Here is a 15223-nt window from a genome sequence, read left to right as displayed (position 1 = left end):
CGGACGGATGAAAAGACGATCCGCGTGCTGGCGCGCCACGTCCAGCTTCGATACGGTCCGCTCGGTTCCGCAACCATCCGTTTTTTCCCTAACCCCGGGGGACCGATGACCCTGTTCCACCGCTCGGCCCTGGCCCGCGCCGGCGCCGTGGCGCTCCTCGCGGCGGGCGGCCTGACCACCGTCGCCGTTCCGGCGTACGCCGCCGACCAGGCGGACCTCGCCCTGACGCCGACCAGCTACCAGTTGGCCAAGGGCGTCAAGGCTGCGAAGGCCAAGCCGTTCAAGTTCACCGTCCAGAACCTCACCGACGGCGTCGACGCCAAGGACGTCACGGTGGAAGTCGACACCAGCGGCGTCAAGGCCAAGCGGGTCGGCTACGTCGTGCCGGACGGCTGCGAGGTGACCGGCAAGACCTTCACCTGCCTCCTCGGCGACCTGCGGGGCGGCACCAGCGAGGACTTCGGCATCCCGTTGTTCAGCACCGGCGGCAGGGGCGACGGCGGCGTGCTGAAGGTGACGGTCAGGTCGGCCACCGGCGACCCGGACCTGGAGAACAACAAGGACATCGAAGTGCCGGTGACCGTGACGAAGCCGGGCTACGACCTCACCGCCTGGGTGCAGGACGTCCAGGCCAACGTCGTGGTCAACGGGGCGGTGACCGACGAGCCCGACCTGAAGCCCGTACGCCGGGGCGAGACGGTCCCGCTGGACTGGGCGGTCTACAACGACGGCAGCCGGCCCGCGACCGGTCTCTTCTACGGCCTCATGCTTCCTTCGGGTGTGAGCTTCGTGACGCTGCCCGAGGGCTGCGTCGAGGACGAGTTCCTCGGTCGGGCGCGGGCGCTGTGCGAGGACGCCGGTGCGATCATCCGCCGGGGGCAGTACTACACCGCCGACGTGACGGTGAAGGTCGGCGACGACGTCACCGAGCCGGTGCTCCGGGAGGGTGACCTCTTCGCGTACGGGCTGGACGCCGCCGAGGGCGAGCCGGAGGCGGAGGCGCAGGTCGCCAGCCCGGCGCAGCGGAAGACCTTCACCGAGGCCGAGCCGTTGGACAACCACGCGACCTTCGAGGCGTTCGTGGACCTGTCGGCCCAGCCGACGCCGAACCCGACCCCGAGCGGCGAGCCGACCGCGACCCCGACCCCGAGCGGCGAGCCGACCGCGACCCCGACCCCGAGCGTCGAGCCGACCGCGACCACGACCCCGACCACGACCCCGGGCGGCGGCACGGGCGGGGGCGACGGTGACGGCGGCGGGCTGCCGGTGACCGGCGTGCAGGCCGGCCTGATCGGCGGCATCGGCGCCGCCGTGCTGCTGGCCGGCGGCGCGCTGCTGCTGATCTCCCGGCGGCGCGACGTCGTCCTGGTCAACCCCGGCGACGAGAAGTCCACCGACTGACGTACGCCGCGCAGGGGCGGGGTGGGCGGCCTTCCCGCCCCTGTCGCGTACCCGCCGGCCGGCCGACCCGCCGGGCGTCGGCCGGAGCCGGGCTGGCAGAGTGGAGGGGTGAGCCGTACCCCGCCGGGCCAGCGCGCCGGCCTGGACAAGCAGCCGCACGAGGTCGCCGCGATGTTCGACGGCGTGGCGGCTCGTTACGACCTGACCAACACGGTGATGACGGCCGGCCGGGACCGGGCGTGGCGCCGGGCCACCCGGGAGGCGCTCGGGTTGCGCCCGGGCGAGCGGGTGCTCGACGTGGGCGCCGGCACCGGTGTCTCCACCGAGGAACTGGCCCGTTCCGGGGCGTACGCGGTCGGCGCCGACCTGTCGCTGGGCATGCTGCACGCCGGTAAGCACACCCGTCCGGCGGTGCCGCTGCTGGCCGGCGACGCGCTGCGGCTGCCCTTCGCCGACGGCGTATTCGACGCGGTGACCATCTCGTTCGCGCTGCGCAACGTCGTCGACACCGAGGCCGCCCTGCGGGAGTTCGCCCGGGTCACCCGGCCCGGTGGCCGGCTGGTGATCTGCGAACTGAGTCACCCCACCAACGCCGTCTTCCGCACCGCCTACCTGTCGTACCTCATGCGGTGGCTGCCGACGGCGGCGCGGGTGGTCTCCAGCAACCCCGACGCGTACGTCTACCTGATCGAGTCGATCCGGGCGTGGCCGGACCAGGCCGCGCTGGCGCAGCGGATCCAGGCGGCGGGCTGGGGCTCGGTGGCCTGGCGGAACCTGACCGGCGGCCTGGCGGCACTGCACCGGGCGGTCCGCGACTAGGCGGGGCACGGCGCCGGCCGGTCCCGCGCCATGAGCGGCGGCGCCGCGCCGGACGGCTCGCTACCGGGCGGCGGCCGGTGTCGACGGGAGGCCGATCGGCGCGCCGTACCCGCTGGAAAGCGGCTGTTTCGTGAATATCCGTTTTTAGTCCACTTTGCGCCGTTAAGCTCGCCCCCATGACGGGACCAGAGCAGGCGGCCGGTGTGGAGGCCACCGACGACGACGCCGCGGAACTCATCGCGCAGCTCAGGGAGTTGGCCGGCGCGGATCCCGCCGACGTCCGGCAGGTGGTGGCCGAGGTGCTGGCCGCGCTGGACCGCGCCGCCGGCGGCGCGCTGCGCGAGCACCTGCCCGAGACGATCCGGCTCGACGCCGGCCTGGGAGCGGCCGCTCCGGCCCGGCACTGAGCCCCGGCGCCGACCACCGCCGGCATCGGTCCCGACCTCGGCCGACGCCCGGTCCCGACCCCGACGGGCGGGTTTCCGGCAAGTTAGGTACCCCTGATCAGGCGTGCTTGAGACGCCGGTCATAGACTCCCTCCGTCTGGCTTGTGAATGATTTCACGAGCATGCGGGAGGAGGCGCGAGATGACCGCGGTGGAGCATGACGCCGACGTGATCGTCGTGGGCGCCGGTCCCGGTGGGTCGGCTACCGCGTACCACCTGGCTCGGCACGGCGTACGGGTGCTGCTGCTGGAAAAGACGGAGTTCCCCCGGGAGAAGGTCTGCGGCGACGGGTTGACCCCGCGTGCCGTGCGGCAGCTGATCCGGATGGGCGTGGACACCTCGCCCGAGGCGGGCTGGCTCCAGAACAAGGGCCTGCGGGTGATCGGCGGCGGCGTCCGGCTGGAGCTGGACTGGCCCGACCTCGCGAGCTTCCCCAACTACGGCCTGGTGCGCACCCGGCTGGACTTCGACGACCTGCTCGCCCAGCGGGCCGTCGCCGCCGGCGCCAAGCTGCGCACCAGCGTGAACGTCACCGGCCCGGTGCTCGACCCGGACGGCCGGGTCGTCGGCGTCGAGGCGGAGGTCGGCCCGGACAAGGAGCCCGCCATCTTCCACGCCCCGCTGGTGGTCGCGGCCGACGGGGTCTCCGGCCGCTTCCCGCTCGCCCTCGGGCTGGCCAAGCGGGAGGACCGGCCGATCGGGGTCGCCGTCCGGCGCTACTACCGCTCGCCCGCCAAGCACGACGACAACTACCTGGAGTCCTGGCTGGAACTGCGCAGCAAGGACAGCGGCGACAACCTGCTGCCCGGGTACGGCTGGATCTTCGGTCTCGGCGACGGCCGCGTCAACGTCGGCCTCGGCGTGCTCAACTCCTCGTCCGCGTTCGGCAAGACCAACTACCGCCGGCTGCTCACCGACTGGCTGGCCAACACCCCGGCCGAGTGGGGCATGACCGACGAGGCCAACGCGGAGGGGCCGATCCTCGGCGCCGCGCTGCCCATGGGCTTCAACCGGGTGCCGCACTACACCCGCGGCGTGATGCTGGTCGGCGACTCCGGCGGCATGGTCAACCCGTTCAACGGCGAGGGCATCGCGTACGCGATGGAGTCCGGTGAGATGGCCGCCGAGATCGCCGTGCAGGCCCTCGCGCGCCCGGCCGGCGCCGAGCGGGAGCGCGCCCTGACGGCCTACCCGGCGGAGCTGAAGGCTCGCTTCGGCGGCTACTACCGGCTCGGCGGCGTCTTCGTGAAGCTCATCGGCCGTCCCGAGATCATGCGGATGGCCACGAAGCATGGCATGCCGCACCCGATGTTGATGCGCTTCGTGCTCAAGCTGCTGGCCAACCTGACCGACCCCCGCGGCGGGGACGCGATGGACCGGGTCATCAACGCGATGACGAAGGTGGCACCAGCCGTGTAGCGCGAGGAGTGAGCTTGCGAGCCCCGCAGTCACCGACGACGGCGGGCTCGTGTGACGGCCGGGCCGCGGCCGGCGACGACCGCGGCGCGGACGGAGATCGACCCCCCGGCGACAGCCGTCGCGGGGGACGTGAATAGTGTGATTTTCGTCAAGGACCAGGGGCAGGGAAGGACGAGCAGGAGAAAACGATGTCGCTCTCGCCTTACGCACCGATCATCGGGCTGTTCGCCCTCGCCGCGGGGTTCGCGCTGTTCTCCGTGGGCGCCGCCCGCTTCGCCGGTCCCCGGCGTTACAACAAGGCCAAGCTCGAGGCGTACGAGTGCGGCATCGAGCCCAGCCCGCAGCCGGTCGGCGGCGGCCGATTCCCGATCAAGTTCTATCTGACGGCGATGCTCTTCATCGTCTTCGACATCGAGATCATCTTCCTCTTCCCCTGGGCGGTCTCGTTCGACGCCCTGCCGATCTTCGGCTTCGTGGAGATGGTCCTGTTCATCGTCGCGGTCTTCGTCGCGTACGCCTACGTCTGGCGGCGTGGCGGCCTGGACTGGGACTGAGGGAGGAACCTCAGATGGGTATCGAGGAGAAGCTCCCCGCAGGTGTCCTGCTCACCTCGGTGGAGAAGCTCGTCAACTGGTCGCGGAAGTCGTCGGTCTGGGGCGCCACCTTCGGCCTGGCCTGCTGCGCGATCGAGATGATGGCCGCCGGTGGCCCGCACTACGACATGGGTCGCTGGGGCATGGAGGTCTTCCGGGCCTCGCCCCGCCAGGCCGACCTGATGATCGTGGCCGGCCGGGTGAGCCAGAAGATGGCCCCGGTGCTGCGCCAGATCTACGACCAGATGGCGGAGCCCCGCTGGGTCATCTCGATGGGCGTCTGCGCCAGCAGCGGCGGCATGTTCAACAACTACGCCATCGTGCAGGGCGTCGACCACGTCGTCCCGGTGGACATGTACCTCCCCGGCTGCCCACCCCGGCCCGAGATGCTCATCGACGCGGTCCTCAAGCTGCGCGAGAAGATCATGCACGAGCCGCTCGGCCCGAACGGCCGCAAGATGCTCGAGGCGCGCAAGGCGCGCGGTGACGTCCCGGTCGTCCCGTACGGCTCGATGCCGTCGTCGTACCGCAGCGACAAGGCCCGCCGGGCCGAGTGGACCAAGGCGGTCCGCGAGGGCCGCGAGGAGCAGCTGCGGATCGAGAACTGGATGAAGGCCCAGAACCACCTGCAGCACGGGGGCGTCAAGTGACCGCACCTAACCACAAGGCGAACGACGGCGGCGTGCCGGTGCCGGTGACGCCGGCCGGCGCCACCAGCGGGGCCCCGGCCGAGCACCCGCCGGCCAGCCCGGCGGGCCGGGGCATGTTCGGCAACCAGGGCTCCGGCGACGTCTCCGGCTTCGGCGGCCTGGTCCGGCAGCGCCGGACCATCGAGGACGCTCCCCGGCCGTACGGAGGCTACTTCGACGAGGTCCGCGACGCGCTGGAGGAGGCGTACCCGGCCTTCGGCGACGCCATCGAGAAGGTCGTCGTCGACCGGGGCGAGCTGACCCTGCACGTACGCCCCGAGCGGATCGCCGAGGTCTGCCAGGTGATGCGGGACGACCTGGCGCTCCGCTTCGAGCTGTGCTCCTCGGTGTCCGGCGTGGACTACCTGGGCGCAGACTCCCGTCGGCTGCACGTCGTCTACCAGCTCACCTCGATGACCTACCGCCGCCGCGTGCGGCTGGAGGCCGCGGTCTCCGCCGAGGACCCGCACCTGCCGAGCGTCACCGCGGTCTACCCGACGGCGGACTGGCAGGAGCGCGAGACGTACGACATGTTCGGCGTCGTCTTCGACGGCCACCCCAGCCTGACCCGGATCCTCATGCCGGACGACTGGGAGGGCTTCCCGCAGCGCAAGGACTACCCGCTCGGCGGCGTGCCCGTCGAGTACAAGGGCGCTGAAATTCCACCGCCGGACCAGCGGAGGTCGTACCAGTGACCACGTCGAACTACGCCACCGAGCGCGACACCACCGAGGGCAAGGTCTTCACCGTCACCGGTGGCGACTGGGACAGCGTCGTGTCGGGCACCGACCCCATCAACGACGAGCGGATCGTCGTCAACATGGGCCCGCAGCACCCGTCGACGCACGGCGTGCTCCGGCTGATCCTGGAGTTGGAGGGCGAGACGGTCCGCGAGGCCCGCTCGGTCGTCGGCTACCTGCACACCGGCATCGAGAAGAACCTCGAATACCGCAACTGGGTCCAGGGCAGCACCTTCGTGACCCGGATGGACTACCTCTCCCCGCTGTTCAACGAGACGGCGTACGCGCTGGCGGTGGAGAAGCTGCTCGGGATCGAGGAGCAGGTCACCGAGCGGGCGACCACCATCCGCGTGCTGATGATGGAGCTGAACCGCATCTCCTCGCACCTGGTCTGGTTGGCCACCACCGCCATGGAACTGGGCGCGATCAACATGATGCTCTACGGCTTCCGCGAGCGTGAGTACATCCTGGAGATCTTCGAGATCATCACCGGCCTGCGGATGAACCACGCGTACGTCCGGCCGGGGGGCGTGGCCCAGGACGTGCCGGACGAGGCGGTCGTCAAGATCCGCGAGTTCCTGAAGCTGCTGCCGAAGCGGCTGAAGGAATACGAGAGCCTCCTCTCCGGGCAGCCGATCTGGCTCGAGCGGACGAAGAACGTCGCGGTGCTCGACGTGACCGGCTGCCTCGCGCTCGGCGTGACCGGCCCGGTGCTGCGCTCCGCCGGCCTCGCCTGGGACCTGCGCAAGACGATGCCGTACTGCGGCTACGAGACGTACGAGTTCGACGTGCCGACGCACACCGACGGCGACGTGTGGGGCCGCTACCTGGTCCGGCTCGCCGAGATCCGGGAGTCGCTCAAGCTCGTCGAGCAGGCGCTGGACCGCCTCAGGCCGGGCCCGGTGATGGTGGCCGACAAGAAGATCGCCTGGCCGGCGCAGCTCGCCATCGGCGTCGACGGCATGGGCAACTCGCTGGAGCACGTCGCGAAGATCATGGGTCAGTCGATGGAGTCGCTGATCCACCACTTCAAGCTCGTCACCGAGGGGTTCCGGGTGCCGCCGGGCCAGGTCTACGTCGGCATCGAGTCGCCGCGCGGCGAGTTGGGCGTGCACGCCGTCTCCGACGGCGGCACCCGGCCGTACCGGGTGCACTACCGCGAACCGAGCTTCGTCAACCTCCAGGCCCTCCCGGCGATGGCCGAGGGCGGCCTGATCGCCGACGTGATCGCCGGCGGCGCCTCGCTGGACCCCGTGATGGGTGGGTGTGACCGGTGAGCGCGAGGAGTGAGCTTGCGAGCCCCGCAGTCGCGAACGGAAGGCGACTCTGATGACGACTTTCAGTGACGAGACCCGCGAACGGGCCCGGGAGATCATCGCCCGGTACCCGGCCGACCGGTCCCGGTCGGCGCTGCTGCCGCTGCTGCACCTGGTGCAGGCCGAGGAGGGTTACGTCTCGCCGGCCGGCGTGGAGTTCTGCGCCGAGGTGCTGGGCCTGAACAAGGCCCAGGTCGGCGCGGTCGCCACCTTCTACACCATGTACAAGCGCCGGCCGACCGGCGACTACCTGGTGAGCGTATGCACCAACACGATGTGCAACGTGCTCGGCGGCCAGGAGGTCTACGACACCCTCGCCGAGCACCTCGGCGTGGGGCACGACGAGACCACCACCGACGGGAAGATCACCCTGGAGCACGCCGAGTGCCTGGCGGCCTGCGACTACGGGCCGGTGATGACCGTCAACTACGACTTCTTCGACGGAGTGGACCCGCAGACCGCGCTCGGCGTGGTCGACGAGCTGCGCGCCGGGGGCCGGCCGATGCCGACCCGGGGCGCCCGGCTCTGCACGCTCAAGGAGATGGCGGTGCAGCTCGCCGGCTTCGCCGACGAGCGCGAGGGCGCGGTGGCCGACGGCGGGCCGGGAGAGCCCACCCTGCGCGGGCTGCGGCTGGCGCAGCAGCACGGCATCTCGGTGCCGGGCTTCGACCCGAACACCCCGATCCGCAGCAAGGCCGAGGCCGACAAGGCCGCCGCCGAGGCGAAGGCCAGGAGCGAGGCCGCCGCGAAGCCGGCTCCCGCCCAGGCCGCGAGTGGCAACGGCGCCGGGCCCGCCGGCAAGGCGGGCAACGCGGGCGCCGGCGAGCCGGCCCCGGCGGCCGAAGCAGCCGGCAGCACCACCCGGGACGTGAAGGCGCCGGACGACAAGTCGCCCGAGGTGCGGGCCGCCGAGACCCGCCAGCCGGACGCGCGGACGGCCGTGCCGGAGTCCCCCGGCACCAAGGTCCCCGCCGACAGCGTGCCGCCGGCGCCCCGCGACGCCCAGGCGGCGGAGGCCGCCGGAGCCGCGGCCAACGCGCCGGCCGGCGACGGCAAGCCCGCCGGCGACGAGGCCGGGGCGCAGGAGCGCAACCTCAAGGAAGCCGAGGCGGGGGCCGGCGCCGGTGGCGCGGGCTCCGCCCGCGCGAGCGAGACGGGGGTCCAGAAGTGACCACTCCCCGGCCGGAGACCCTGGCCAAGCTGACGCCGGTGCTCACCAAGCGCTGGCTGTCGCCGGACGCGTGGCGGATCGGCACCTACGAGAAGCTCGACGGCTACGCGGCCCTGCGCAAGGCGCTCAAGGCCCACCCGGACGACCTCATCCAGCTGGTCAAGGACTCCGGGCTGCGCGGTCGCGGCGGCGCCGGCTTCCCGACCGGTCTCAAGTGGGGGTTCATCCCGCAGGGCGACGGCAAGCCGCACTACCTCGTGGTCAACGCCGACGAGGGCGAGCCGGGCACCTGCAAGGACCTGCCGCTGATGACGCACGACCCGCACTCGCTCGTCGAGGGCGTGATCATCGCGTCGTACGCGATCCGGGCCAACCGCGCCTACATCTACATCCGGGGCGAGGCGGTGCACGCCGCGCGCCGGCTGCGCAACGCCGTGCAGGAGGCGTACGCCCGGGGCTACCTCGGCCGGAACATCCAGGGCAGCGGCTTCGACCTGGACCTGGTGGTGCACTCGGGCGCCGGGGCGTACATCTGCGGCGAGGAGACCGCGCTGCTGGACTCGCTGGAGGGCTTCCGGGGCCAGCCCCGGCTGCGCCCGCCGTTCCCGGCGACCCACGGCCTGTACGCGAGCCCGACCGTCGTCAACAACGTCGGCACCATCGCGAGCGTGCCGTACATCGTGCTGGGCGGCGCGGACTGGTGGAAGACCATGGGCACGGAGAAGTCCTCCGGCCCGATGATCTACTCGCTCTCCGGCCGGATCGCCAACCCCGGCCAGTTCGAGTGCACCATGGGCGTCACCCTCCGGGAGCTGATCGAGCTGGCCGGCGGCATGCAGCCCGGCCACAACCTGAGCTTCTGGACGCCGGGCGGCTCGTCGACGCCGCTGCTCACCGCCGAGCACCTGGACGTGCCGCTGGACTTCGAGGGGGTGGCGGCGGCCGGTTCGATCCTCGGCACCACGGCCACCCAGATCTTCTCCGACCAGGACTGCCCGGTCTACGCGACCTACCGGTGGCTGGAGTTCTACCACCACGAGTCGTGCGGCAAGTGCACCCCGTGCCGCGAGGGCAACTACTGGATGGTTCGGGTCTACCGGCGGATCCTCGCCGGCCAGGGCACCCACGAGGACCTGGACACCCTGCTCGACACCTGCGACAACATCCTCGGCCGCTCGTTCTGCGGCCTGGGTGACGGTGCGACCAGCTCGGTGACCTCGTCGCTGAAGTACTTCAAGCAGGACTACCTCGACTACATCGAGGGACGTACCGCGCCGAAGCTGTCGGACAAGCAGCTGGTGGGAGCGCACTAATGACTGACGTCGTCAAGCAGACCGAAACCGTCACCCTCACCATCGACGGCGTCGAGGTCACCGCCCCGAAGGGGGCGCTGCTGATCCGGGTCGCCGAGCAGCTGGGCACCGAGATCCCCCGGTTCTGCGACCACCCGCTGCTGGCCCCGGCCGGCGCGTGCCGGCAGTGCCTGGTCGAGGTGGAGGGGCAGCGCAAGCCGGTCGCCTCCTGCACCCAGACCGTCGCCGACGGCATGGTGGTACGCACGCAGCTCACCTCCCCGGTCGCCAAGAAGGCGCAGGAGGGGGTCATGGAGCTGCTGCTGCTCAACCACCCGCTCGACTGCCCCATGTGCGACAAGGGCGGCGAGTGCCCGCTGCAGAACCAGGCGATGTCGACCGGCCGTGCCGACTCGCGGTTCCACGAGCACAAGCGGGAGTACCCGAAGCCGCTGCCGATCAGCACCCAGGTGCTGCTCGACCGCGAGCGCTGCGTGCTCTGCCAGCGCTGCACCCGGTTCTCCGAGGAGATCGCCGGCGACAAGTTCATCGACCTGATGGGCCGGTCGTCCGCCGAGGAGATCAACATCTACCGGGACGAGGAGTACGGCGAGGAGGGCGACTCCGGTGACGTGCCCTTCAACTCGTACTTCTCCGGGAACACGGTGCAGATCTGCCCGGTCGGCGCGCTGACCGGCACGCAGTACCGGTTCCGGGCCCGCCCGTTCGACCTGGTCTCCACGCCGAGCGTGTGCGAGCACTGCTCGGCCGGCTGCGCCCAGCGCACCGACTGGCGGCGGGGCAAGGTGCTGCGCCGGCTGGCCGGCGACGACCCGCAGGTCAACGAGGAGTGGAACTGCGACAAGGGGCGGTGGGGCTTCCAGTACACCCGCGCCTTCGACCGGCTCACCACCCCGCTGGTCCGCGACGAGCGCACCGGCGAGCTGCGCGAGGCGTCGTGGAGCGAGGCGCTGGCCGTCGCCGCCGAGGGGCTGCGCGCGGCGCGGGACGGCCAGGGCACGGCGGTGCTGACCGGCGGCCGGCTGACCGTCGAGGACGCCTACGCGTACGCGAAGTTCGCCCGGGTCGCGCTGAACACCAACGACATCGACTTCCGGGCCCGGCCGGTCTCCCGCGAGGAGACCGACTTCCTGGCCAGCTCGGTCGCCGGGGTCACGGACGTCACGTACGCCGACGTGGAGAACGCCCCGGCCGTGGTGCTGGTCGGGCTGGAGCCGGAGGAGGAGTGCCCGATCCTCTTCCTGCGGCTGCGCAAGGCGTACCTCAAGAAGAAGCTGACGGTGTACGCGATCGCGCCGTTCGCCACCCGCGGCCTGGAGAAGCTCGGCGCCAAGCTGGCCCGGGTGGTGCCGGGCGAGGAGGCGACCGTGCTTGCCGAGCACGCCACGGTCGCCGAGGCGCTGAGCGCCGAGGGCGCGATCCTGATCGTCGGCGAGCGGCTGGCGAGCGTGCCGGGCGGCCTCTCCGCGGCGGCCGACGTCGCCCGGCGTACCGGCGCGAAGCTGGCCTGGGTGCCGCGGCGCGCGGGTGACCGCGGCGCGGTCGACACGGGCTGCCTGCCCAACCTGCTCCCCGGCGGTCGCCTGGTCACCGAGCCCGCAGCCCGGGCCGAGCTGGGCGAGGCGTGGGACATCGCGGCCGGGGTGATCCCGAGCCAGGCCGGTCGGGACACCGACGGCATTCTCGCCGCCGCCGCCGCCGGCCAGCTCGGCGCGCTGGTGGTGGCCGGGGTCGACCCGGCCGACCTGGCCGACCCGCGGCTGGCCGAGGCGGCCCTCGACGCGGTGCCGTTCCTGGTCAGCCTGGAGCAGCGGATGAGCGCGGTGGCCCGCCGGGCCGACGTGGTCTTCCCGGTGGCCCCGGTGGCCGAGAAGGCCGGCAGCTTCCTGGACTGGGAGGGCCGGCTGCGCACCTTCGAAGCGGTGCTGCGGACCGCCGCGATGACCGACGGCCGGGTGCTGGACGCGCTCGCCGCGCAGCTCGACGTGCAGCTCGGCACCGGCGACGTGCTCAGCGTCCGCCGCGAGCTGGGCGCGCTGCCGCGTACCCGCACCGACCGGCCCGGCGCCCCGGCGGTGGAGCCGGCCGCGGTGCCGCAGCCGGGCGCCGGCGAGGCCGTGCTCGCGACCTGGCACCAGCTGGTCGACCTGGGCAGCCTCACCGACGGCGACGAGCACCTCGCGGGCACCGCCCGCCCGCCGGTGGTCCGGCTGGGCGAGGGCACCGCGGAGGCGCTCGGCGTCGCCGACGGCGACCCGGTGACGGTGGGCACCGACCGGGGGGCGCTGACCCTGCCGGCGGCGATCACCGAGATGCCGGACGGCGTCGTCTGGCTGCCGACCAACTCGCCCGGCTCGACCGTGCGGCGCAGCCTCGGCGCGACGTCCGGCGCGGTCGTCCGGATCTCCGCTCCCGCCCCGACCGGGGCGACGCCGGAGGCCGGAGAGGTCGCCGCTGACGCGGCCGGCCGTCCGGGCCCGCTCCTCAACGCAGGGGGTGCAATCCAGTGAACGCGGTCTACCTGGCCCAGGATCCGACGCTGGCCGACTTCGGCCGGGACCCCTGGTGGCTGGTCCTCGGCAAGATCGTCTTCGCCTTCGCCTTCGGTCTGCTCGCCACCCTGCTCGGCGTCTGGTTCGAGCGACGGGTCGTGGGCCGCATGGCCGTGCGGCCCGGCCCCAACCAGGTCGGCCCGTTCGGCCTGCTGCAGACCCTCGCCGACGGCCTCAAGATGGCCTTCAAGGAGGACATCCTGCCGAAGGCGGCCGACAAGGTCGTGTACTTCTTCGCCCCGACGATCTCGGTGATCTGTGCGGTCACCGCGCTGTCGGTGGTGCCGTTCGGCCCGATGGTGAGCATCTTCGGCCACTGGACGCCGCTGCAGGTCACCGACGTGCCGGTGGCGGTGCTGGTGCTGCTGGTCTGCTCGTCGATGGGCATCTACGGCATCGTGCTCGGCGGCTGGGCCTCCGGCTCGACCTACCCGCTGCTCGGCGGCCTGCGCTCCACCGCCCAGATGATCTCGTACGAGGTCGCGATGGGCCTGAGCATCGTGGCGGTGTTCATGACCGCCGGCACGATGTCCACCAGCGGGATCGTCGCCGCCCAGGCGGACGGCACCCGGCTGAGCATCGCGGGCGTCGAGGTCCCGGCCCCCGGCTGGTACGCGATCCTGCTGCTGCCCAGCTTCGTCATCTTCTTCATCGCCACGGTCGGCGAGACCAACCGCGCGCCGTTCGACCTGCCCGAGGCGGAGTCCGAGCTGGTCGCGGGCTTCATGACGGAATACAGCTCGCTGAAGTTCGCGCTCTTCATGCTCAGCGAGTACGTCTCGATGGTCACCATGTCCGCGGTCACCACGACGCTCTTCCTGGGCGGCTGGCGGGCCCCGGCGCCGATCACCACCATCTGGGCCGGCGCCAACTCCGGCTGGTGGCCGATGCTCTGGTTCTTCGTCAAGGTCGTCCTGCTGGTCTTCGTCTTCGTCTGGCTGCGGGGCACGCTGCCCCGGCTGCGCTACGACCAGTTCATGCGCTTCGGCTGGAAGGTGCTGCTCCCGATCAACCTGGTCTGGATCCTGGTCCTGGCCGGCCTGCGCTCGATCGAGGACTGGGACTCGCGCAGCAAGCTGATCGCGGTCGGCATCCCCGCCGGCATCCTGCTGCTCGCCACGCTGCTGTGGCCGAGCCGGAAGCCGCAGCCGAAGCCCACCGTCCAGGAGCAGGTCGACAACCGGCCGCACGGCAGCTTCCCGCTGCCCCCGATGGACCTGCAGATACCACCGAGCCCGCGCACCAGGCGCGTGGTCGCCGAGCGGGAGCCGGCCAACATCGCCGCCGGCTCGGACTCCAGGGAGGTGTGACGTGGGCGCGATCACCGGAACGTTCAAGGGCTTCGGTGTCACCTTCTCGCACATGTTCAAGAAGGTCGTCACCACCGACTACCCGTTCAAGCCGCCGGTCTCGGCGCCGCGCTACCACGGGCGGCACATCCTGAACCGGCACCCGGACGGGCTGGAGAAGTGCATCGGGTGCGAGCTGTGCGCCTGGGCCTGCCCGGCGGACGCGATCTACGTCGAGGGTGGCGACAACACCGACGAGCAGCGCTTCTCGCCGGGTGAGCGGTACGCCAGCATCTACCAGATCAACTACGCCCGCTGCATCTTCTGCGGGCTCTGCATCGAGGCCTGCCCGACGCGTTCGCTCACCATGAGCAACGAGTACGAGCTGGCCCGGGACAGCCGGCAGGACCTGATCTTCACGAAGGAGCAGCTGCTCGCGCCGCTGCTGCCGGGCATGGAGCAGCCGCCGCACCCGATGCGGCTGGGCGACAGCGAGAAGGACTACTACGTCGGCGCGCTGACCAACCCGGGCACCTCGGCCGGCGCGGAGCACTCGGCCAACAACCCGGGCCGGTACCAGGTGGAGGAGCACCCCGGCGTGACCTTCCCCGGTGCCGAGCAGCACGCCCGGCGGGCCGCGGCCGGCAAGGGGGACGGAGCATGACCACGCAGACGGTGCTCGCCGCGGCGGGCGGGGTCTCCGGTGGGGAGCAGGTCACCTTCTGGATCCTGGCCCCGCTGGCGCTGATCGGCGCGATCGGCATGGTCGCGGCGCGCAACGCCGTGCACTCGGCGCTCTGGCTGGTGCTGACCATGCTCTGCCTGGGCGTGTTCTACGTGCTCCAGGCCGGGCCGTTCATCGGCATGGTGCAGATCATCGTCTACACCGGCGCGATCATGATGCTCTTCCTGTTCGTGCTGATGCTGGTGGGCCGGGACGCCTCGGACTCGCTGATCGAGACGCTCCGCGGCCAGCGGGTCGCGGCGGTGGTGCTCGGGCTCGGCTTCGCCGGCCTCGTCGGCGGCGGGCTCTGGCGCGCGCTGGAGGGCACCACGGCCGTCGGCCTGGAGCAGGCCAACGCCGAGGGCAACGTGCAGGGCATCGCCCGGCTGCTCTTCACCAAGTACGTCTTCGCGTTCGAGCTCACCTCGGCGCTGCTCATCACCGCCGCGGTCGGCGCGATGGTGCTGGCGCACATCGAGCGGCGCAAGCAGGACAAGCTGGACCAGCCGACGACCATGCGGGCACGCTTCCGGCCTGGCAACTACCCGGGCCCGAAGCCCGGACCGGGCGTCTACGCGACCTCGTCCTCGGTGGCCACCCCGGCCCGCCTGCCCGACGGCCGGCTGACCGAGGTGAGCACCCCCGACATCCTGCCGGTGCGCGAGCTCACCGACCGGGAGACCTCGCTGAAGGGGACGGACAAGTGAGCGCGAGGAGTGAGCTTGCGAGCCCCGCAGTCGCGAACGAAAGG

Annotated in this window: 14 protein-coding genes; all 14 read left to right on the top strand. The window is 71.8% G+C overall.

Features of this window, described 5'->3' with window-relative positions; translation table 11 throughout:
- Positions 1-105: 105 nt before the first annotated feature.
- The 14 genes from ACGF5C_RS08245 (at position 106) to ACGF5C_RS08180 (ending at position 15179) form a co-directional block, all read left to right on the top strand.
- Positions 106-1401 carry a cell wall anchor protein gene (locus ACGF5C_RS08245; protein WP_393298187.1) on the top strand — a complete coding sequence of 432 codons (1296 nt, stop codon included), beginning with the start codon at positions 106-108 and terminating at the stop codon, positions 1399-1401.
- 108 nt (positions 1402-1509) lie between these two features.
- Positions 1510-2220 carry a demethylmenaquinone methyltransferase gene (locus ACGF5C_RS08240; RefSeq protein WP_393298184.1) on the top strand — a complete coding sequence of 237 codons (711 nt, stop codon included), beginning with the start codon at positions 1510-1512 and terminating at the stop codon, positions 2218-2220.
- A gap of 176 nt (positions 2221-2396) precedes the next feature.
- Complete coding sequence (locus ACGF5C_RS08235) at positions 2397-2627, top strand: hypothetical protein (protein WP_393298181.1); 231 nt, start codon at positions 2397-2399, stop codon at positions 2625-2627.
- Positions 2628-2807: 180 nt separating this feature from the next.
- Positions 2808-4085: a geranylgeranyl reductase family protein gene (locus ACGF5C_RS08230; RefSeq protein ID WP_393298178.1), complete on the top strand. Its 1278-nt coding sequence runs from the start codon at positions 2808-2810 to the stop codon at positions 4083-4085.
- Between the two features lie 188 nt (positions 4086-4273).
- Positions 4274-4639 (top strand): NADH-quinone oxidoreductase subunit A, encoded by a 366-nt coding sequence (locus ACGF5C_RS08225; RefSeq protein ID WP_350701881.1) that lies wholly within the window; start codon positions 4274-4276, stop codon positions 4637-4639.
- Positions 4640-4653: 14 nt separating this feature from the next.
- Entirely contained in the window at positions 4654-5328 is a 675-nt protein-coding gene (locus ACGF5C_RS08220) for an NADH-quinone oxidoreductase subunit B family protein (protein WP_357452422.1), read from the top strand.
- Positions 5325-6062, top strand: coding sequence for an NADH-quinone oxidoreductase subunit C (locus ACGF5C_RS08215; RefSeq protein ID WP_393298174.1), 738 nt, complete (start codon positions 5325-5327; stop codon positions 6060-6062). The genes ACGF5C_RS08220 and ACGF5C_RS08215 overlap by 4 nt, the downstream gene beginning before the upstream one ends.
- The gene (locus ACGF5C_RS08210) at positions 6059-7384 is read left to right on the top strand and encodes an NADH-quinone oxidoreductase subunit D (RefSeq protein ID WP_393298171.1); all 1326 of its coding nucleotides are present in this window, start codon (positions 6059-6061) and stop codon (positions 7382-7384) included. Before ACGF5C_RS08215 ends, ACGF5C_RS08210 begins: the two co-directional genes overlap by 4 nt.
- A gap of 52 nt (positions 7385-7436) precedes the next feature.
- The gene (nuoE, locus tag ACGF5C_RS08205) at positions 7437-8594 is read left to right on the top strand and encodes an NADH-quinone oxidoreductase subunit NuoE (protein WP_393298168.1); all 1158 of its coding nucleotides are present in this window, start codon (positions 7437-7439) and stop codon (positions 8592-8594) included.
- Positions 8591-9907 (top strand): NADH-quinone oxidoreductase subunit NuoF, encoded by a 1317-nt coding sequence (nuoF, locus tag ACGF5C_RS08200; protein ID WP_393298165.1) that lies wholly within the window; start codon positions 8591-8593, stop codon positions 9905-9907. The genes nuoE and nuoF overlap by 4 nt, the downstream gene beginning before the upstream one ends.
- The gene (locus tag ACGF5C_RS08195; RefSeq protein ID WP_393298162.1) at positions 9907-12417 is read left to right on the top strand and encodes an NADH-quinone oxidoreductase subunit G; all 2511 of its coding nucleotides are present in this window, start codon (positions 9907-9909) and stop codon (positions 12415-12417) included. Before nuoF ends, ACGF5C_RS08195 begins: the two co-directional genes overlap by 1 nt.
- Positions 12414-13769 carry an NADH-quinone oxidoreductase subunit NuoH gene (gene nuoH / locus ACGF5C_RS08190; RefSeq protein ID WP_393298159.1) on the top strand — a complete coding sequence of 452 codons (1356 nt, stop codon included), beginning with the start codon at positions 12414-12416 and terminating at the stop codon, positions 13767-13769. The genes ACGF5C_RS08195 and nuoH overlap by 4 nt, the downstream gene beginning before the upstream one ends.
- Position 13770: 1 nt before the next feature.
- Positions 13771-14412, top strand: a complete 642-nt coding sequence (gene nuoI / locus ACGF5C_RS08185; RefSeq protein ID WP_393298156.1) for an NADH-quinone oxidoreductase subunit NuoI — start codon at positions 13771-13773, stop codon at positions 14410-14412.
- Positions 14409-15179: an NADH-quinone oxidoreductase subunit J gene (locus ACGF5C_RS08180; protein WP_393298153.1), complete on the top strand. Its 771-nt coding sequence runs from the start codon at positions 14409-14411 to the stop codon at positions 15177-15179. The genes nuoI and ACGF5C_RS08180 overlap by 4 nt, the downstream gene beginning before the upstream one ends.
- The last annotated feature ends 44 nt before the right edge of the window (positions 15180-15223 follow it).

This window comes from Micromonospora sp. NPDC047620 (genome assembly GCF_043205005.1).
Classification (GTDB): Bacteria; Actinomycetota; Actinomycetes; order Mycobacteriales; family Micromonosporaceae; genus Micromonospora.
The sequence above is the reverse complement of the archived record's forward strand: the minus strand, read 5'-3'. Positions and strand labels throughout refer to the sequence as shown.

What these genes read in the sequence shown, in the direction of transcription:
- ACGF5C_RS08245 (WP_393298187.1), top strand. Translation starts at nt 106, where the DNA reads ATGACCCTGTTCCACCGCTCGGCCCTGGCCCGCGCCGGCGCCGTGGCG.
- ACGF5C_RS08235 (WP_393298181.1), top strand. Translation starts at nt 2,397, where the DNA reads ATGACGGGACCAGAGCAGGCGGCCGGTGTGGAGGCCACCGACGACGAC.
- ACGF5C_RS08230 (WP_393298178.1), top strand. Translation starts at nt 2,808, where the DNA reads ATGACCGCGGTGGAGCATGACGCCGACGTGATCGTCGTGGGCGCCGGT.
- ACGF5C_RS08225 (WP_350701881.1), top strand. Translation starts at nt 4,274, where the DNA reads ATGTCGCTCTCGCCTTACGCACCGATCATCGGGCTGTTCGCCCTCGCC.
- ACGF5C_RS08220 (WP_357452422.1), top strand. Translation starts at nt 4,654, where the DNA reads ATGGGTATCGAGGAGAAGCTCCCCGCAGGTGTCCTGCTCACCTCGGTG.
- nuoE (WP_393298168.1), top strand. Translation starts at nt 7,437, where the DNA reads ATGACGACTTTCAGTGACGAGACCCGCGAACGGGCCCGGGAGATCATC.
- ACGF5C_RS08195 (WP_393298162.1), top strand. Translation starts at nt 9,907, where the DNA reads ATGACTGACGTCGTCAAGCAGACCGAAACCGTCACCCTCACCATCGAC.
- ACGF5C_RS08180 (WP_393298153.1), top strand. Translation starts at nt 14,409, where the DNA reads ATGACCACGCAGACGGTGCTCGCCGCGGCGGGCGGGGTCTCCGGTGGG.